The organism is Halorubrum salinum (assembly GCF_024494575.1).
In the GTDB taxonomy this organism is placed as follows: Archaea; Halobacteriota; Halobacteria; order Halobacteriales; family Haloferacaceae; genus Halorubrum; species Halorubrum salinum.
Window position 1 is genome coordinate 212,712 of sequence record NZ_JANHDO010000003.1, and the last position, 17,210, is coordinate 229,921.

Sequence of the window (17,210 nt, forward strand, 5' to 3'; positions counted from 1 at the left end):
GATGCGGGGACTCCTCGACCGGCTCGGCGGCGGACGGCGCGACCGCGCGCAGGCGCACACCTTAGAGGCGTTCGCGGCGGCCATCCTGCTCGTCGCGGGGCTGACGTTCGCCCTGCAGGCGACGGCCGTGACGCCGCTTTCGGCCAGCACGTCGAACCAGCACATCGAGAACCAGCAGCGCGCGGTCGCGGGCGACCTGCTCGCGACGAGCGCGGACAACGGCGACCTCGAGTCGGCGCTGCTCTACTGGGACCCCGAGGCCGATTCCGGCGACGGCGCGTTCGTGGGGACGGGCGAAGACGAGAGCTACACCGAGGGCGGTCCGCCGAACGACTTCGGCGAGACGCTGAACCGGACGTTCCTCGACCGATCGATCGCGTTCAACGTGGATATCCGACACGGCGACCGCAACGAGAACCGGACGGAGGTGGTGGACATGGGGAGGCCGAGCGACAACGCGGTGACCGCGAGGCGGTCGGTCGCGCTCGCAGACGACGCGAACCTGACGGCTCCCGGGTACGAAGACACGACGCTCCGTCAACTGGAGGGCGACCCCGGCGCGTTCTACGTCGAAGACGACGTCGTCGCCGGCGACGTGTACGACTACGTGGAGGTGCGCATCGTCGTATGGCGGATGTGAACGTCCCGCCCGCGGCCGACGGCGACGAGGCGGACGACGAGAGGCGTCTCCGCGACGGCGACCGCTTCCGCGACGCCGACCGCGGACAGCTCCTGTTGGTCGCCGGACTGGTCATGGCCGTCTCGCTGGTGGCGCTCGTGGTCCTGTTGAACGCGAGCATCTACAGCGAGAACCTCGCGACGCGCGGTATCGAGGCCGCCGACGGCGAGCCCCTCGAAATCAGGGCGGCCGCGGTCGACGGAACCGGGACGCTGATCGACGCGACGAACCGCGAGCGCCCCGACAGCTACGGTTCCGCCGAGACCGCGGTCGAAGACGGGATCACCGACCTCGACGGGCGGCTCGCGCGGACCGCGGCCGAACGCGGCGGGATCTCTCAGCTGAACCCGACCGGGGATGGCCTCCGAGAGGGCCGATACGTCGCGGGCTCGGTCGACGACTCGGCGGCCGTCCGGGACGCAGAGCGGACGCGGGCGTTCGTGTTCGCGGTCGGGGAGCCGTCGCTTCCGGACGCGAGCGCGTCGACCGCTCCCGGGACGGCCGTCACCGTCGTGTTCAACCGAACCGGATCGAACACCACCCACGAGGTGTACGTGTACGACCCGGACGACGGGTCGGACGAAGCGGCGGTCGCGACCGCGACGAACGGGACGGACGCGACGGAGACGTGTCGGCTGGAGACGGTCGACGGCGGGCGGCTTCCGGTCGATCTCACCGCTGGGACGATCGACGGCGAACCGTGTCCGGGGATCTGGCCGGCGGAACTGCGCGGGGACGCCGATCCGTACGACATCGAGTTCGCGAACGCCGACGGCGTCGACGCCGAGATGACCGCGACCGCGCTCACGACGAGGGAGCCGGACGGCCCGCTGGCGGACGCATCCTCTCCGGCGGTGTACGACGCCACCCTCCGGTTCCGCTACCGGACGGCGGACGTCCGGTTCGAGACGACCGTTCGGGTCGCCCCGGGTGAACCCGATGAGTGACGCCGGCAGCGAGGGCCGGTCCGCCTCGATCCCTCCCGCGGCGGGGGGCGGCCGGGGGTCGCTCGCAGCCGACGACAGGGCCGTGAGCGTCACCGTCGGCTACGTGCTCACGCTCGCGATCGGCGCGCTGCTGCTCTCCGGAGTCGTCGTCGCCGTCGGCGGCGTGATAGACGGGCAGACGCAGCGGACCGTCGAGAGCGAACTCGCCGTCGCCGGGCAGACGGCCGTCGCGAATCTCGAGGCCGCGGATCGGCTCGCTCGCGCCGCCGAGGCCGATCGTCCGGGAAGCGAGGGAGACGTGACCGTCGCGGTCGAGGCCGACCTCCCGTCGCGGATCGCGGGGAGACCGTATCGGATCGCGGTCGACTCGGACGCGGTCGCGGTCCGGACCGATAGCCCCGACGTCCGGATCGAGATCCCTCACGCCGCGACCCGAGACGTGTCGCCGACGACGGTTCGCGGTGGGGCGATCCGCATCAGATACACCGTCGCCGACGGGGCCTCTGGGCCGGGGACACTCGAGGTGACGGAGCGATGAGCGACGGAGCGCGGCTCCGCGGGCGAGGCGACGGGGACGAACGCGGAGGCCGGGCCCCGACGATCTCGGTCGCCGACGGCGGGTTCGCGGGGCTCGCGTCCGACGACCGGGGCGTGAGCAACGTCGTGGGGTACGTCCTCGTGTTCTCGCTCGTCACCGTCACGATCGGGACGGTGTTCACGGTCGGGCTCGCCGGGGTGGAAGACAGACAGGAGGCGGCGCGTCTCGCGAACGTCGAGCGCGCCTTCGAGGTGCTCGACGACAACGTTCGGGACATCCAGCGGTACGACGACCCCAGCCGGTCGACGGAGATCAGGATGAACGGGGGGCGACTCGCCGTCGCCGATCCGACGACGGTGTGGATCGAAAACGAGAGCGGGGGACGGATAACGAGGGAGATCACGACCCGGCCGATCGAGTACACGAGCGGAGACACGACGATCGCCTACGAGGCCGGAGCGCTGTTCCGGAGCGATTCGGGCGGAACGGCGGTGCTGTCCGACCCTCCGTTCGTCGCCGCAGAGGGCGAAACGGTCCTCCCCGTCGTCCGGCTGTTAGAGGTGTCCGGTGCCGTGACCGCCGGCGGGGACGGGACCGTCCAGATCGAGACGGGCACGCCGAACGACGGCGGACTCACCCGACTCGACGCCGCGGACGACCCCCACGAGATCCGGATCGAGTCGCCGCGAGCGCCCGCGTGGGGACGGTACTTCGATCGCACCGACGGCTTCGGGGACGTCACCGCGAACGAGACCGTCGCGAGCGCGACGCTCACGGAGAACCAGACCGTGTACGTCCGCCGGATAGCCATCGACGCCGCGCTTCGGTCGTGACCGCCGAGGGGGACGACGCGGCGCGCTCGCGGCGACTCGATCCCGCCGTTTATATACGATCCGCGGTTCCCTCCGACATGAAGTTCTGCGACGAGTGCGGCTCGATGATGAAGTCGGGCGAGGGCGAAGACCACTGGGTGTGTGACTCCTGCGGCTACGAGATCGGGCGCGAGGACGACGACGACGAGTGGACCACGGAGTCGCAGGTCGAATCGGAGGTCGTGGACGTGAGCGACGCGGAGGACAAGGGTCTCCCGAAGACCACCGCGCACTGCCCCGAGTGCGGTAACGACCGCGCGTACTGGTACATGCAACAGATCCGCTCTGCCGACGAGTCCGAGACCCGATTTTTCGTCTGTACCGAGTGCGAGCACAAGTGGCGCGAAGACGACCACTGAGGATTCTCGTCCGGCGGCGGGACAGCCGCGCGCCGGCGACGACCGCTCGTCACCCTCGGCGGAGCCGACACCTCGTTTTAGGTGTGCGCGCCACGACGAGTGCGTATGCGCCCGCCGTCGCTGCCGCGCGCACACCTCGACGGGTGGCGACGCGTCTCCGAGACGACCGAGAGACCGTTCGCCGCCGGGCCCGTCTCGGTCGAGGCGCACACGCTTCGATACGAGCGAACCGGACCGACGCCGCGGCCATTCGTCTTCGCGAGTCGCCTCCAGATTCGACCGGAGACGGCTCCGAACGCCGCCCTCACGCGGCTCGTGGAACGGCAGGCGAAATCGGGATTCCGCGATCGCCTCGCCGCGCGCGACATCGACGCCGTCGAGCACCGCGGCGATCGTGCGATCGCGATCGACGACCCGAACGCCTCACAGGCGACGCTCTCGACGTTCCGGGGACGGTGTGTGACCGCCGACGGAGCGGGCGAGTCGACCGACGGTGATCGGGGAGAGTCGGTCGCCGTCGAGGCGCTTCTCGCGGTGTGGGTCGCCGACGGATACCTCCTCGCGGGCGGTGCCTACCCGGTCCCCGACGACGCGTATCCGGCGGGCCGAGACGCGTCGGCCGCTCGCCGGGACCTGCTCCGGATCGTCCGGGGAGTGACCCCCGGATCGTCCGGGGAGTGACTCCCGACCGCCCACGGAGCGAGGATCCGTCCGGACCGCGGTACCGGACCGGAACGCTCAACTCGGGGACGCTCTCATCGGAGAGCATGACCACGGACGGAGCGCGCGTCGGGCTGTCGCCGGAGCAGGCGTGGGCGGCGGCGGTCGCCCTCGTCGCCGCGGTCCTCGCGGTCGGATCGGCGGCGTTCCCGCGAATCGTCTACGACCGGTTCCTCTGGCGGTACTTCTGGGGGCCGGTCGCGGCCGACGGACAGGGGGCACAGTGCGCCGTGCGAGACGCCGACGGGACCACCCTTCTCGACAGTACCGCCGCCTGCGCGGAGGCCGTCGACGCCGGTGCGGTCGTCGCCTTCCCGGGATACACCACGGTGTCGACCGTGAGCTACGTCGTGATACTGCTGGGGATGCTGGTCGGCGTCGTGTTCCTGCTCCAGCGGTTCGACATCGGCAACGAGCTGCGCTTTTTCTACGCGCTGTTCCCGTTCATGCTTCTCGGCGGAACGCTCCGGACGGTCGAGGACGCGGGCGTCGCGGCGATGGACGCGGGCGTCGAGCCGCTCATCCCGTTCCCGGCGAGCGCGCTCTTGATCAGTCCGTTCATCTACTTCACCGTCTTCGGCGTGACGCTCGCGTGCGTAGTCGCCGCCTACGGGCTCGCCGGGCGCGGGGTCGTCGACGACTACGCGCGGCCGCTGTTCGCGATGGGCGTCGGCGCGCTCGCGCTCGCGCTCGGTTACCTCTCGTACCTCGCCGCCGCCACCGACTACGTCGACTTTTATCCGATCATCCTCGTCTCGACGCTCGGCATCGCGACGCTCGCGACGCTCGTGACGTGGGCGCTCGCGACGCGGTACGAGCCGTCGGTCAGACAGGGGACAGGATTCGCGGGGATCCTCATCATCTGGGGGCACGCGGTCGACGGCGTCGCCAACGTCATCGGCCTCAACTGGATGCCGGCGCTCACCGGAACGCCGAACCTCGTGCCGAAACACGTCGTTAACGCCCTCATCGTCGACTGGACCGGCCGGCTGCTTCCCGACTCCGTCGTCGCCGTCACCGGCGACGCGTGGCCGTTCCTGCTCGTGAAGCTCGCGGCGGCGACGTTCGTCGTCTGGGTGTTCAACGGCGAGATGTTCGAGGAGTCGCCGCGGTACACGCTGATGCTTCTCATCACCGTGCTGGCGGTCGGACTCGGCCCCGGAAGCCGGGACATGCTGCGCGCGACGTTCGGGATCTGACCGTCTGCGGCGATCCGATCACGCGGCGTTCGACGGCACCTCGATGGCACGCTGGCGACGGCGCCCGCGAGCCGTCCGCCGCAACGCCACCTTATAAGCCACCGCGGGCGAAACTCACGGGCAATGTCCGAGGGGTCACCGTCGATGCTCGCGGGCGTCAACGTCGCGCTCGGGGTCTCGGGGAGCATCGCGGCCGTGAAAGTCGTCGAACTCGCACACGAACTCCGCCGGCAGGGCGCGAGCGTCCGCGCGGTCATGTCGCCGGCGTCGACGAACATCGTCCACCCGTGGGCGGTCGACTTCGCGACGGACGAACCCGTCGTCACCGAGATAACGGGCGACGTGGAACACGTCGAACTCTGCGGGCGCGACGGCTGGGCCGACGTGCTGCTTCTCGCACCGACGACCGCGAACACCGCGGGGAAGGTCGCGGCCGCGATCGACGACACGCCCGTGACGACCTGCGCGACGACCGCGCTCGGCGCGGACGTGCCGGTCGTGTTGGCCCCGGCGATGCACGAGCCGATGTACGACCACCCGGGCGTCCTCGACGCGCTCGACCGGCTGGAGTCGTGGGGCGTGTCCCTCGTCGATCCGCGGATCGAGGAGGGGAAAGCGAAGATCGCGGAGGAGGCGGCGATCGTCACCGCGGTCGCTCGCGCGACGACGCCGCAGACGCTCGCCGGGACGCACGTCGTCGTCACCGCGGGCGCGACCAAAGAGCGGATCGACCCGATCCGAATCCTGACGAACCGAGCCTCGGGCAAGACCGGCCGCGCTGTCGCCCGAGCGCTGTCCGTCCGCGGCGCGCGCGTGACGCTGGTTCAGGACGGGCCGGACGTGCCGTACGCGGACGTGGTCCGCGTCGAGACCGCGGACGAGATGATGCGGGCGTGTCGACGGACCGCGGCGACCGCGGACGCGCTTATCTCCGCGGCCGCAATCTCGGATTTCACCGCCGACGCGGTCGACGAGAAGATCCGATCGGGGTCGCCGCTGTCGGTCGATCTGGAGCCGACGCCGAAGCTGATCGACTCGGTTCGAGAGGCGTACCCGGACCTCCCCATCGTCGGATTCAAAGCCGAGACGTCCGGCGACGACGCGGCGATGATCGCGGAGGCGGAGCGGATCCGCGACCGGGTCGGCCTCGCGTTCGTCGTCGCCAACGACGCGAGCGTGATGGGCGACGACGAGACGCGCGTTCTCCTCGTCGCCGAGGGCGGAACGGACCCGGAGGAGGTCACCGGGTCGAAAGACGCCGTCGCGGGGCGGATCGCGGACCGGCTCGCCGAGCGCCTCGGTCGGGGTGACTGACCGCCGACGGTCTACGGAATCGGGCCGGTGCCAGAACGGATCGGCGTCAGAGCGGGTCGGAAACAAACGGATCGGAGCCAGAACGGGTCGGAAACAAACGGATCGCGCTCGAATCGGCGAACGACGGGGTTCGCATCGCGTATCGGGACACAGAGCGGTCGCGTCGTCTCGGGACGCGCATATCCGCTGGGATACAAACTGTTTTGAGGCGGTAGGAAAAGTAACCGGGTAGAGATACCGATGCACACAGAGACCGTCATCCCCCGATCCGGCGGAGGTGTGGTGGGTGACTGACGCCAGTGACGAGTCGGACGCGGCCGATCCCGACGTAACGGCGGGAGACCCCGCCGAGACCGGATCCGGCCCGTCAGGCGAGGGCGGTCGACGGGGCACGGTCGTCGTGCCCGTCGAACGGACGCCGACTCTTCGCGCGACGGTCGCACACGCGGTCGAGTCCGCCGCATCCGGTGAGTTCTCCGCGGTGCACTTCGTCGAGATCGCCTCGTGGCGCGACGGCGACCCGGAAAGCGAGGAGCGGACGGCCGAGGCCGAGCGGATCCTCGAACGCGTGTTGGCGTGGGCAGAGGCCGATCTCGCGGACTCGGACGCCGACGAGACGGACGTCACCATCGCGGTCGATCTCATCGGCTCCGACGACTACCTCTTCGGACCGGACGACTACGTCAGCGTGCTGGTCGAGTACGCCGAGGAGAACGACTGCGACGCGGTGCTCTTGGACCCGGAGTACACGCCAGTCGGCAACACGACGCTGCTCCAGCCGCTCGAGTTCGCGCTGTCGAACACGGGGCTGGCAGTCGAGACCGCGCCCGTGACGCGGCCGACGCGACGCGAGCGGCTCAGAAGCGAGGCGACGGGCGTTCGATTCGCCGCGATGTTCGGGCTCTCGCTGGCGTTTTACTTCGTGCTCGGCGACCCACTGTACTGGTTCGACTGGGTGACGGGCGTCGCGAGCGCGGCGATCGTCTCGATCACTCTCTCGCGGATCAGCTTCGACGCGGACCCTGCGCTGCCGCGGACGCCGCTGCGGCTGGCTCGCGGCGCGATCTACGTCCCCGTCCTCCTGTACGAGATCGTGATGGCGAACCTCGTCGTCGCGCGGGTGATACTGGATCCCCGACTCCCGATAGAGCCGACGATGAACCGGATGCGCGTGATCGTCGGAAGCGGGCTCCCGCTGATGACGCTCGCGAACTCGATCACGCTGACGCCGGGGACGCTCACCGTCCGCGCCCGCGACAGCGACCTGTACGTCCACTCGCTCATCCCGTGGGCCCGCGACGGGCTCTTCGACGGGTCACTGGAGCGCTGGACCCGGTTCGTCTACTACGGTCGGTCGTCCGCCCGGCTCCCGACGCCCAGAGAGCGTGACGACTGCGCGGTGTTGCAGGGCCCGGACGCGACGGAGGACCTGCCGATAGCCGCGACCGATGGCGGTGAGGACGCGACCGCCGAGCCGACTCCGACGGACGGGGCGGCCGGGGACGCAGCGGAGGTGACCGACGGATGACGCTCGTCGACGCGACGCTCGTCGCCGGCTACACCGTCGCTGACGTGCTCTTGTACGCGGCGGCCGGCTTCGCCGTGCTCGCGATCGGGATGCTCTACCGCGCGGTGAAGGGACCGACGATGCAGGACCGCGTGCTGGCGGTGAACGTCCTCGGGACGAACACCGTCGTGATCCTCGGCCTGCTGGCCGCCGCGCTCGGCGAGCCGACGTTCCTCGACGTCGCCTTGGTGTACGCGCTGTTGAACTTCCTGATGGCGATCGCCATCTCGAAGTTCACGGTCGAGCGGGGTGGTGTCCTGTGATCGACGCGGTCGAGACCGTCCGCGTGGGGCTGATCGTCGTCTTCGTCCTGCTCGGGCTGTTCTTCTCGTTCGTCTCGATGGTGGGCGTGCTCCGACTGCCGGACGTGTATTCGCGGGCGCACACCGCCTCGCAGGCCGACACCCTCGGCGCGGGGTTCGGCCTCGCGGCCGTCGCGCTCACCGTCGGCTGGGAGGGCGCGGGGTTCAAGAGCGTGCTCCTGTTGTTCTTCATCTTCGTGACGAACCCGACCGCGGCCCACGGGATCGCCCGGGCGGCCTTCGAGGAGGGGATCGTGCCGTGGACCGAGGGGGACGAGCGCCGATGACGGGCGCACTCAGCGTAACCGCACCCGTCGCAGCGCAGGTCACGGCCATCGAGGCGAGCCTGCTCGCGTTCGTCGTGCTCACGGCGCTGGCGACCGCGTTCGCGCGCGACGTGCTCGCGGCCGTCATCATCTTCGGAGCGTACAGCCTCGGCATGGCGGCGCTGTACGTGTTCTACCGCGCGCCGGACGTGGCGCTGACGGAGGCCGCGATCTCGGCCGGCGTGACGACCGTGCTGCTGCTGTTGACGCTCGCGAAGACGACGCGGATCGACCACGAGGCGGCCTTCGAATCGGTGAACTACCCCGCGGCCGGCGCGGCCGCGTTCCTGTTCGTCGGGCTGTTGCTCACGATGGACGCGATCCCGGCGATCGGCTCGCCGAACGCGCCCGTGTGGTCGAACCCGGACGTGACCCAGTGGTACCTCGCAGAGACGTACGCGCAGGTCCACGTCGAGAACACGGTGATGGGCGTGCTGGCGGCGTTCCGCGGGTTCGACACCTTCGGCGAGGCGATCGTCGTCTTCGCCGGCGGGATCGCCGCACTGATCGTCCTCCGACGGGAGGTGTTCGCATGAGCGATTCCGACCGACGCGACGACGCGAACCCACGCGACGGCGGCGACCTCCCGCCCCACCGCGCCGTCGACCGGTCCGGGCGACTCGACTCGACCGAGCGACAAGGGACGCCTTACACGGAGAGCCAAGTCATCATGCCGACCGTGAAGGTCGTCGCTCCGTTCGCGTTCACCTACGGGCTGTTCGTCACCTTCCACGGCGGCGGCTCGCCGGGCGGCGGGTTCCAGGGCGGCGCGATCATGGCCGCGGTCGTGTTCATGATCGCCTTCGCGTTCGGCATCGAGTCGACCCGGACCTGGCTCGCGAACACCGTCGTCGTCGCGCTCGCGGTCGGCGGCGCGCTCGCGTTCGCCGGCATCGGCCTCGTTCCGGTCGCGCTCGGCGGCGCGTTCCTCCAGTACGACCTGCTTCCGATCCCGATCAAGTACGGGTTAGAGGCGGTCGAGATCATCGGAATCGCTCCGCTCGTCGCCGGCGTGTTGATGGGGCTGTTCTTCCTGCTCGCCAACGGCTTCGCCCTCGGAGGCGACGGGTTCGAGCCGGACGACCCGGACGAATCGGACGCCCCGGATGGCGGGTCCGGCGACGGAGACGCTGGCGGAGACTCCGCGTCGCCGGCGGCGGTCGCAGACGGCGGCCGCGAGCACGGAGGTGACGCATGACGACCGCCGGACTCGCTTCGGTCGTCTCCGCCGCCGCGACGGCGACCGGACCGGTCGAGATACTGACGACAAGACACGCGTACGTCGCGTTCGCGCTGCTCCTGTGTATCGGACTCTACATGATGATCGCGAACCCGAACCTCGTGAAGAAGATCGTCGGACTGAACCTGTTCCAGACCGCCATCTTCCTGCTTTTCATCACCTCGGGATACGTCGAGGGCGGCGCGATTCCCATCGTGCCGTCCGGAGGGGCGGAGACGGGGACGTACGTCAGTCCGCTCCCGCACGTGCTCGTGTTGACCGCCATCGTCGTCGGCGTGAGCCTCACCGCGGTCGGGCTCGCGCTCTGTATCCGTATCTACGACGAGTACGGAACGCTCCGTACCGACGTCCTCCGCGAGCTGCTCCGCGACGAGGGATCGATCCCCGAGAGAGCGGACCTCGGGACGGGGGGTTCGAACGCGCCGGACGGCCTCGGAGGTGAGTCGGATGACTGACGTGCTCCTCCCGGTCGCCATCGCGGTACCGCTCGTGGCGGCGACGCTACCGATCGCCTTGGGGGTCCGGTACGACGACCTCGGGTGGCCGGTCGCGGCGGCGGCGACGACGGCGCTCGCGGGGGTCGCGGCCGCGATAGTCGCGAGCGTCGCTCGGGGCGACCGACTGTCGCACGCGCTCGGCGGCTACCGGCCGCCGATCGGCATCGAACTGGTCGCCGACCCGCTGTCGGCCGCGGTGCTCGCGTTAGTCGCCGCGGTCTCGCTCGCGACGCTCGCCTTCGTGCGGGTCGCCGGTCCCCGCGGGAACCCCTTCTACAGCGGGTACCTGCTCCTCGTCGGCGGGCTGACGGGGATGACGCTCACGGGCGACCTGTTCAACCTATTCGTGTTCTTAGAGATCGTCGGGATCTCGACGTACGCGCTCATCGCGGCCGACCGCTCGGGCGCGAGCGCGTACGCCTCGCTCAAGTACCTCGTCGTCGGGACCGTCGGTGCCTCGCTGTACTTACTCGGCGTCGGCTACGCGTTCCTCGCGACGGGCACGCTGAACATGCTCGACATGCAGGCACAGCTCGCCCAAGTGGGATACGGCGACCCGCTCGTCAGGGCGAGCTACGCGCTCATCGTCGCCGGGCTCGGGCTGAAGATCGCGGTGTTCCCGATCCACGCGTGGCAGCCGGACGCCTACCAGCGCGCGCCGGACGCGGTCACGACGATCGTGGCCGCGCTCGTCTCGACCGCGAGCGCGTACGCGCTGCTCCGCGTGAGCTACACGGTCTTCACCGTCGAGTTCCTCGCCGCGAGCGACGCGATCACGACGACGATGCTCGTCGTGTCCGGCGCGTCGATCCTCGCGGGGTCGGTGCTGGCGGCGATGCAATCCGACCTCAAGCGGATGTTCGCGTACTCCTCTGTGGCGCAGTTCGGCATGATCGTGGCCGCGATCGCGCTCGCCAACGAGACCGCGCTGCTCGGCGCGGCCGTCCACCTCGTCGGGCACGGCCTGATCAAGTTCGGGCTGTTCCTCGGCGTCGGCCTGCTCGCGTACGGCTACGGGGCCCGCCGGCTGGAGGACCTCGCGAGCGTCGCCCGGGAGGCACCGTTCACCGCCGGATCGATCGCCGTGCTCGCGCTCGCGCTCGTCGGGATCCCGCCGTCGGTGGGGTTCCTCGGCAAGTGGTACATCGGCGTCGGCGCGGTCGAAACGAGTCTCGCCGACGGCGGCGCGGCCGGAATCGGTATCGCGGCCGTGATCTTCGTCAGCACGCTGTTCACGCTGTCGTACGTCGCACGGCTGTTAGAGCGGTTCTACTTCGCCGGCGTCGGGCTGCCCGGCGACCACGGCGAGCCGGCCGTCGCCGACGGCGGGACCAGCGGTGACGACACAGCCGCTCGCGACGAGACACACGAGCGTTCGAGTCCGCGGCGAGTCTCGCCCGTCGAGGACGCACCGACGGTGCCGGGCGTGCCCGATCGAGTTCCGCCCGCGTCGCTCGCAGCGCTCGTCGCCGCGGCGCTCGTAGCGATCGCGCTCGGCTTCGCCGGGTTCGGTCTCGCGGAGTGGTTCGACCCGTTCCTCACGGAGGTGTTCGCATGACTGACGTTCCAATTCAGGATCTACGACCCCTACTGGCGGTTCTCGTCTCGTTCGTCGCGGCCTTCTTCATCGTCGCGTCGTACCGCTCGCCGAACGTCCGCGAGGGGTGGACGATCGCGGCGGCGCTCGCGAAGTTCGGGATCGTCGCCTCGATGCTGCCGGCCGTCCTCGACGGCGCGGTCTTCGAGTGGTCGCTCGGGGCCTTCCTACCCGGGGGAATCGAGTTCGTCTTACGCGCCGACGCGCTCGGAATGCTGTTCGCGTTCCTCGCCAGCGGGCTGTGGATCATCACCTCGTTTTACAGCATCGGCTACATGCGCGGCAACGACGAGACGAATCAGACGCGCTACTTCGCCGCGTTCGCCGTGTCGCTGTCTGCGACGATGGGGATCGCGTTCGCCGGCAACCTCGTGACGATCTTCGTGTTCTACGAGCTGCTGTCGATCGCGACGTACCCGCTCGTCGCGCACGACGAGACCGACGAGGCGCGCTCGGCCGGCCGGAAGTACCTCGCGTACACGATGTTCGGCGGCGGCGTGTTCGTGCTCGCCGGCACCGCGTTAGTCTACCTGATCGCCGGTAACGTCTCCTTCACCGCCGGTGGCATCGAGGAACTCGCGAACGCCGACCCCGGGTTGGCGATGCTCGCCTTCTTCCTCCTCGCCATCGGATTCGGCGTGAAGGCCGGCATCATGCCGCTCCACCAGTGGCTGCCCGAGGCGATGGTCGCGCCGACGCCCGTCTCCGGGCTGCTCCACGCGGTCGCGGTCGTCAAGTCCGGGGCGTTCGGGGTCTCGCGGGTCGTCCTCGACGTGTTCGGCCCCGAGCTCGTCTTCGACCTCACCTTACCGCTCGGCTTCTCCGCCGGGCTCGTCCTCTCGACCATCGGCGCGATCACGCTGACCGCGGCGAGCTTCATCGCCCTGCGCAAGGACCACCTGAAACAGCGGCTCGCGTACTCGACGGTGAGCCAGCTGAGCTACATCATCCTCGGGCTCGGCCTGTTCGGATGGTACGGGCTCGTCGGCGCGCTGCTGCACATCCCGGCGCACGCGTTCATGAAGCTCACCCTGTTCTTCTGTGCGGGGAACATCCACGTGTCGACGCACACGGACTACATCTCGGAGATGGCGGGGATCGGCAAGCGGATGCCTCTGACGATGGGGGCGTTTACCGTCGCCTCGCTCGGGATGGCGGGGATCCCGCTTCTCGCCGGGTTCGTCAGCAAGTACTACATGCTGATCGGGGGAATCCGGATGGGGATGGAGCTGACGCCGATCGCCTACTACCTCGTCGGGGCGCTTCTGCTCTCCGGCGTGTTGAACATCGCGTACTTCTGGCCGGTGATCTACACGGCCTTCTTCGAGGCCGAGGACGACCACGACGCGAAGCCGCTCGTCGACTTCCGGATGGGCGGGGAGTCGCGGTCGACGCTTCCGGCCACCGATGGTGGTCGCCCGGAAGACGAGGACGCGGACGACCCCGACGGCGGTGACGACGACGGTGACGGTGCCGCCGGTGACGACGTCGACGAGGTCGTCGAGCGCGCGGGAAGCGACGACGAGGCGTCAGAGGGTTCCGACGACGACGCCGGCGTTCCCGACGACTCCGACATCCCCGACGCGGAGATGGACGACCTCCCGACGGACGAGGAGGGCGTCGTCCGGCCGGACTTCGACACGAGCGAGCGCGACTTCTCCGAGCCCGCAGAACGCGTCGACACGGGCGATTACGCGGTCGACTCACGCCCCTCGGACGTCGACGTGCCCTTCGGCGTGGGACGGAGTGGAGACGCCGAGTCGGCCGAGGGCTCCGTCGACGAGTCCGACCACGGTCATGACGACCACGAAAGCGGTCACGACGACCACGAAACTGACCACGAAACTGACCACGGCCACGACGATCACGACGACCACGGCCACCACGGCGGACCGCCGCCGGGCGGCTGGGAGCGCATCGACGGCGTCGCGGCCCTCCTCGGCCGCGAGTCGACGTGGTTCACCCTCGGGCCGATTCTCACCGCGATGAGCCTCGCGGTGCTGCTCGGCGTGATCCCCTACGAGATGGGATTCCTGGAGCTGATCGAGCTCATCGTTGACACGCGGCTCCCCGAAGAGGTGATGCGGCCATGACTGCCGCGACCGGCCTCCTCACCTCGATTCCGCCGTACGTCGTGCTCGCGGTCGCCGCGCTCGCGGTGCTCGCGCTCCCGCGTCGCGCGGGCCACGCCGCGGCCGCGCTGGCGACGGCGTTCACCTTCGGACAGGCCGTGCTGCTCGGCGACGGCGGCACCGGGGCGCACCTCGCAACGCAGCTGTTCGGCTTCGACGTGGTCTTCTTCAACGTCGACCAGTTCTCGCTCTTGATGGGCGTCGTCGTCGGCTTCCTCGCGACGGCGGCGGTGCTGTACGCCTACGGCACGGAGGCGCCGACGTGGGTGACCGCGTTCGCGCTGATTTACGTCTCCTCTACCGTGGGGACGATCTACGCCGGCGACTGGCTCACCCTGATCTTCTTCTGGGAGCTGATGGCCGTCACCAGCACGCTTCTGGTGTGGCAGTACGGCGGCGCGGCGGTGCGCGCGGGCTACCGCTACGCGCTGTTCCACGGGATCGGCGGGACGATCCTCCTCGGCGCGGTCGTCGTTCACTTCGCGCACGCCGGGACGTTCCTGTTCTCGGCGACGACCGGGATCCATCCGGCCGCGACGGTGCTCGCGGCGATCGGCATCGGGATCAACTGCGGGTTCGTCTTCTTGCACACGTGGTTGCCGGACACCTACCCGCGCCCGCACGTGGCCGCGTCGGTGTTCCTCTCGGTGTTCACGACGAAGACGGCGGCGTACGTGATGTACCGCGCGTTCCCCGAGGGCGGGATGTGGTTGGCGTACCTCGGCGGGATCATGGCCGTCTACGGCGCGTTCTTCGCGCTGCTCCAGTACAACCCGCGTCGCCTGCTGTCGTATCACATTCAGGCCCAGCTCGGCTACATGCTCGCCGGGTTCGGGCTCGCGACGTACGTGGGCGAGTTCGCCGTCACCGGCGGGTTCGCGCACCTGTTCAACAACGTCCTCTACAAGAGCCTGCTGTTCATGGCTGTCGGCGTCGTGATCTACCGGACCGGCGTCGAGGACATCAGAGACATGGGCGGGCTCTGGCGCGAGATGCCGGTCACGTTCATCGTGTACCTCGTCGGCGCGGCCTCGATTACCGCCGTGCCCGGGTTCAACGGATTCATCTCGAAGGGGATGGTGCTCGACTCCGCCCACGAGGTCCACAACGTCACGCTGCTTCTGGACAGCGGCCTGCTCTGGTGGCTGCTCGTGCTCGGCGGCGTGGGGACGTTCATGTCGTTCATCAAGCTCGGCTACTACATGTTCTTCCACGGCTCGGCGACGCTGTCGCCGAAGGACGCGACCCCGTTCCAGACGGCCGGGATGGTCCTCGCCGGCGGGGCGTGCGTCTTCTTCGGCGTCTTCTACACCCAGTTGATCGAGCTGATGCCCTTTACCGAACTCATCCTGAGCGACGAGGTCTACTTCAAGCCGTACAGCCAGAGCCACCTCACCGAGAGCGCGGCACTGCTCGTCGCCGGCTTCGTCGGCTTCTTCGCGCTGAAGCGGCCGCTCGGTTGGCTCGCCCACCACATGCCCGACGTCGACGCGGTGACGTACCCGGCGATGTTCTACCTCGGGCGCGCGTCGATCTGGGGCGTCACGGAGCTGTGGGCCGCGGTCGACCGCGCGGTGATGGGGCTCGTCGGCGCGATCGAGTGGACCGCGATGAATCCGCGAGAGGCGCTCGGTCGGGCCGGCGTCGACGCCGAGATCCGCACCGGGATCGGTCGGAGCGTCCTCTTCTTGACCGTCGCGGCCGGCGTCGCGCTGTTCGTGTTCGTGTTGAGCTGAGCGGCACGGTCGTCGCCCGCCGAATGGCGGGCCGAGACGCGTGCCCGCCGCCGTTCTGAGAGTGCCGGAAAGGGGGCTTTATTCGAACGCGGTTCCTCCCTCTCGCGTATGCAGACCCACATCGTGCCGGTCGGGTTCGACTACGACCGCATGATCGCCCCGCTCATCCGGGACCAGTTCGACGTCGACCGGGTGATCCTCTTGGAGGGGACGGTCGGCAGCGAGGCCAACGTGGAGTACTCGCGGAACATCGCCCGGAAGCTCGAACAGGACTTCACGAACTTACTCGGCGCGGAGACCGTCCGCGAGCGGCTGACCGACGTGTACGACTACGACGCCGCCTTCGAACGCGCCTTCGACCTGATCAACGCGGAGCTCGACGGCAGCGCGAGCGACGACGGAGGCACGGGCGACGCGGCTGCGGACGCCGCAGGCGGCGACACCGACGACGCGACCGCTGGCGGCGACGACCGGGAGGTGTGGGTGAACCTCTGTTCGATGCCCCGGCCGGTCTCGTTCGCGTTCGCGACTGCGGCCCACTCGATCATGGTCGAGCGACAGGACGACCGCGACCGGATACACACCTACTACACCGCCCCCGAGAAGTACCTCGAAACCGAACTCGCCGAGGAGCTGCGGGCGAACCGCGACCTGCTCGAAGAACTGGTCGCGGAGCGCGACGCGGCGGACGGCGCGGCCGACGGTGACGACGGCGGTGGGGGCGACGGGACCTCCGGCGTCGACGCCGATCGAATCGCGGACCGGCTCGCCACGACCACGGAGCTGCTCTCCGAGTTCGACGAGCGCGGCACGACCATCGGGGCGAAGCGCATCGGCGACAGCCACGTTATCGAACTCCCCGTCGCCTCCTTCCAGAACGTCAAACCCTTCGAGGAGCTCGTCTTGTTCACCCTGGGCGAGCACGGCGAGTTCGCCTCCGTCTCGGAGTTGGCCGAGACGCTCGCAGACGACCTCAACGAGGAGTATACGGACTCGTTCCGCTCGAAGGTGATATACAACGTCGACCGCCTCGGTCCCGGCGGAAAGGGCTACATCGAGCGCGAGGAGCGCGGGAAGTCCTACCGGACGACGCTCTCGCGGATCGGCGAGCTGTGGGTCCGCGCGCACGCGGGTGACGACCGCGACTTGGCGTGAACCGTCCCGCTCAGCGATCCGCTGATCAGA

18 protein-coding genes are annotated in these 17,210 nt (G+C 69.4%); all 18 read left to right on the forward strand.

Going from position 1 to position 17,210, the window contains the following annotated elements:
* Position 1 precedes the first annotated feature (1 nt).
* The 18 genes from NO930_RS09745 (at position 2) to NO930_RS09830 (ending at position 17,180) form a co-directional block, all read left to right on the forward strand.
* Positions 2 to 640, forward strand: coding sequence for a DUF7288 family protein (locus NO930_RS09745; protein WP_256403326.1), 639 nt, complete (start codon positions 2 to 4; stop codon positions 638 to 640).
* A complete protein-coding gene (locus NO930_RS09750; protein ID WP_256403327.1) occupies positions 628 to 1,626 on the forward strand; it encodes a DUF7261 family protein in 999 nt (332 codons plus the stop codon). Before NO930_RS09745 ends, NO930_RS09750 begins: the two co-directional genes overlap by 13 nt.
* On the forward strand, positions 1,619 to 2,164 hold the full coding sequence (locus NO930_RS09755; protein WP_256403328.1) for a DUF7266 family protein: 546 nt from the start codon (positions 1,619 to 1,621) through the stop codon (positions 2,162 to 2,164). Before NO930_RS09750 ends, NO930_RS09755 begins: the two co-directional genes overlap by 8 nt.
* Complete coding sequence (locus NO930_RS09760; protein WP_256403330.1) at positions 2,161 to 2,997, forward strand: DUF7289 family protein; 837 nt, start codon at positions 2,161 to 2,163, stop codon at positions 2,995 to 2,997. Before NO930_RS09755 ends, NO930_RS09760 begins: the two co-directional genes overlap by 4 nt.
* 77 nt (positions 2,998 to 3,074) lie before the next feature.
* Complete coding sequence (locus tag NO930_RS09765; RefSeq protein WP_137784665.1) at positions 3,075 to 3,395, forward strand: transcription factor S; 321 nt, start codon at positions 3,075 to 3,077, stop codon at positions 3,393 to 3,395.
* 105 nt (positions 3,396 to 3,500) lie between these two features.
* The gene (locus NO930_RS09770; protein ID WP_256403332.1) at positions 3,501 to 4,076 is read left to right on the forward strand and encodes a DUF6517 family protein; all 576 of its coding nucleotides are present in this window, start codon (positions 3,501 to 3,503) and stop codon (positions 4,074 to 4,076) included.
* An 86-nt stretch (positions 4,077 to 4,162) separates the two neighbouring features.
* Positions 4,163 to 5,314 carry a DUF63 family protein gene (locus tag NO930_RS09775; protein WP_256403333.1) on the forward strand — a complete coding sequence of 384 codons (1,152 nt, stop codon included), beginning with the start codon at positions 4,163 to 4,165 and terminating at the stop codon, positions 5,312 to 5,314.
* A gap of 144 nt (positions 5,315 to 5,458) precedes the next feature.
* Positions 5,459 to 6,628 (forward strand): bifunctional phosphopantothenoylcysteine decarboxylase/phosphopantothenate--cysteine ligase CoaBC, encoded by a 1,170-nt coding sequence (gene coaBC / locus NO930_RS09780; RefSeq protein WP_256403461.1) that lies wholly within the window; start codon positions 5,459 to 5,461, stop codon positions 6,626 to 6,628.
* Between the two features lie 286 nt (positions 6,629 to 6,914).
* Positions 6,915 to 8,156, forward strand: a complete 1,242-nt coding sequence (locus NO930_RS09785; RefSeq protein ID WP_137784053.1) for a monovalent cation/H+ antiporter subunit E — start codon at positions 6,915 to 6,917, stop codon at positions 8,154 to 8,156.
* Positions 8,153 to 8,458: a cation:proton antiporter gene (locus tag NO930_RS09790; RefSeq protein WP_137784054.1), complete on the forward strand. Its 306-nt coding sequence runs from the start codon at positions 8,153 to 8,155 to the stop codon at positions 8,456 to 8,458. The genes NO930_RS09785 and NO930_RS09790 overlap by 4 nt, the downstream gene beginning before the upstream one ends.
* The gene (mnhG, locus tag NO930_RS09795; RefSeq protein ID WP_137784056.1) at positions 8,458 to 8,784 is read left to right on the forward strand and encodes a monovalent cation/H(+) antiporter subunit G; all 327 of its coding nucleotides are present in this window, start codon (positions 8,458 to 8,460) and stop codon (positions 8,782 to 8,784) included. The genes NO930_RS09790 and mnhG overlap by 1 nt, the downstream gene beginning before the upstream one ends.
* A complete protein-coding gene (locus NO930_RS09800) occupies positions 8,781 to 9,359 on the forward strand; it encodes a DUF4040 domain-containing protein (RefSeq protein WP_256403334.1) in 579 nt (192 codons plus the stop codon). The genes mnhG and NO930_RS09800 overlap by 4 nt, the downstream gene beginning before the upstream one ends.
* Positions 9,356 to 10,021: an MnhB domain-containing protein gene (locus NO930_RS09805; protein ID WP_256403335.1), complete on the forward strand. Its 666-nt coding sequence runs from the start codon at positions 9,356 to 9,358 to the stop codon at positions 10,019 to 10,021. The genes NO930_RS09800 and NO930_RS09805 overlap by 4 nt, the downstream gene beginning before the upstream one ends.
* On the forward strand, positions 10,018 to 10,518 hold the full coding sequence (locus NO930_RS09810; protein WP_256403336.1) for a cation:proton antiporter subunit C: 501 nt from the start codon (positions 10,018 to 10,020) through the stop codon (positions 10,516 to 10,518). The genes NO930_RS09805 and NO930_RS09810 overlap by 4 nt, the downstream gene beginning before the upstream one ends.
* A complete protein-coding gene (locus NO930_RS09815) occupies positions 10,511 to 12,118 on the forward strand; it encodes a proton-conducting transporter transmembrane domain-containing protein (RefSeq protein WP_256403337.1) in 1,608 nt (535 codons plus the stop codon). The genes NO930_RS09810 and NO930_RS09815 overlap by 8 nt, the downstream gene beginning before the upstream one ends.
* The gene (locus NO930_RS09820; RefSeq protein WP_256403338.1) at positions 12,115 to 14,250 is read left to right on the forward strand and encodes a cation:proton antiporter; all 2,136 of its coding nucleotides are present in this window, start codon (positions 12,115 to 12,117) and stop codon (positions 14,248 to 14,250) included. The genes NO930_RS09815 and NO930_RS09820 overlap by 4 nt, the downstream gene beginning before the upstream one ends.
* Entirely contained in the window at positions 14,247 to 16,025 is a 1,779-nt protein-coding gene (locus NO930_RS09825) for a Na(+)/H(+) antiporter subunit D (RefSeq protein WP_256403339.1), read from the forward strand. The genes NO930_RS09820 and NO930_RS09825 overlap by 4 nt, the downstream gene beginning before the upstream one ends.
* 108 nt (positions 16,026 to 16,133) lie before the next feature.
* Positions 16,134 to 17,180: an HFX_2341 family transcriptional regulator gene (locus NO930_RS09830; protein ID WP_256403340.1), complete on the forward strand. Its 1,047-nt coding sequence runs from the start codon at positions 16,134 to 16,136 to the stop codon at positions 17,178 to 17,180.
* The last annotated feature ends 30 nt before the right edge of the window (positions 17,181 to 17,210 follow it).

Coding starts and splice junctions, on each gene's coding strand:
- NO930_RS09745 (WP_256403326.1), top strand. CDS start 2: ATGCGGGGACTCCTCGACCGGCTCGGCGGCGGACGGCGCGACCGCGCG.
- NO930_RS09750 (WP_256403327.1), top strand. CDS start 628: ATGGCGGATGTGAACGTCCCGCCCGCGGCCGACGGCGACGAGGCGGAC.
- NO930_RS09755 (WP_256403328.1), top strand. CDS start 1,619: ATGAGTGACGCCGGCAGCGAGGGCCGGTCCGCCTCGATCCCTCCCGCG.
- NO930_RS09760 (WP_256403330.1), top strand. CDS start 2,161: ATGAGCGACGGAGCGCGGCTCCGCGGGCGAGGCGACGGGGACGAACGC.
- NO930_RS09765 (WP_137784665.1), top strand. CDS start 3,075: ATGAAGTTCTGCGACGAGTGCGGCTCGATGATGAAGTCGGGCGAGGGC.
- NO930_RS09770 (WP_256403332.1), top strand. CDS start 3,501: ATGCGCCCGCCGTCGCTGCCGCGCGCACACCTCGACGGGTGGCGACGC.
- NO930_RS09775 (WP_256403333.1), top strand. CDS start 4,163: ATGACCACGGACGGAGCGCGCGTCGGGCTGTCGCCGGAGCAGGCGTGG.
- coaBC (WP_256403461.1), top strand. CDS start 5,459: ATGCTCGCGGGCGTCAACGTCGCGCTCGGGGTCTCGGGGAGCATCGCG.
- NO930_RS09790 (WP_137784054.1), top strand. CDS start 8,153: ATGACGCTCGTCGACGCGACGCTCGTCGCCGGCTACACCGTCGCTGAC.
- NO930_RS09800 (WP_256403334.1), top strand. CDS start 8,781: ATGACGGGCGCACTCAGCGTAACCGCACCCGTCGCAGCGCAGGTCACG.
- NO930_RS09805 (WP_256403335.1), top strand. CDS start 9,356: ATGAGCGATTCCGACCGACGCGACGACGCGAACCCACGCGACGGCGGC.
- NO930_RS09810 (WP_256403336.1), top strand. CDS start 10,018: ATGACGACCGCCGGACTCGCTTCGGTCGTCTCCGCCGCCGCGACGGCG.
- NO930_RS09815 (WP_256403337.1), top strand. CDS start 10,511: ATGACTGACGTGCTCCTCCCGGTCGCCATCGCGGTACCGCTCGTGGCG.
- NO930_RS09820 (WP_256403338.1), top strand. CDS start 12,115: ATGACTGACGTTCCAATTCAGGATCTACGACCCCTACTGGCGGTTCTC.
- NO930_RS09825 (WP_256403339.1), top strand. CDS start 14,247: ATGACTGCCGCGACCGGCCTCCTCACCTCGATTCCGCCGTACGTCGTG.
- NO930_RS09830 (WP_256403340.1), top strand. CDS start 16,134: ATGCAGACCCACATCGTGCCGGTCGGGTTCGACTACGACCGCATGATC.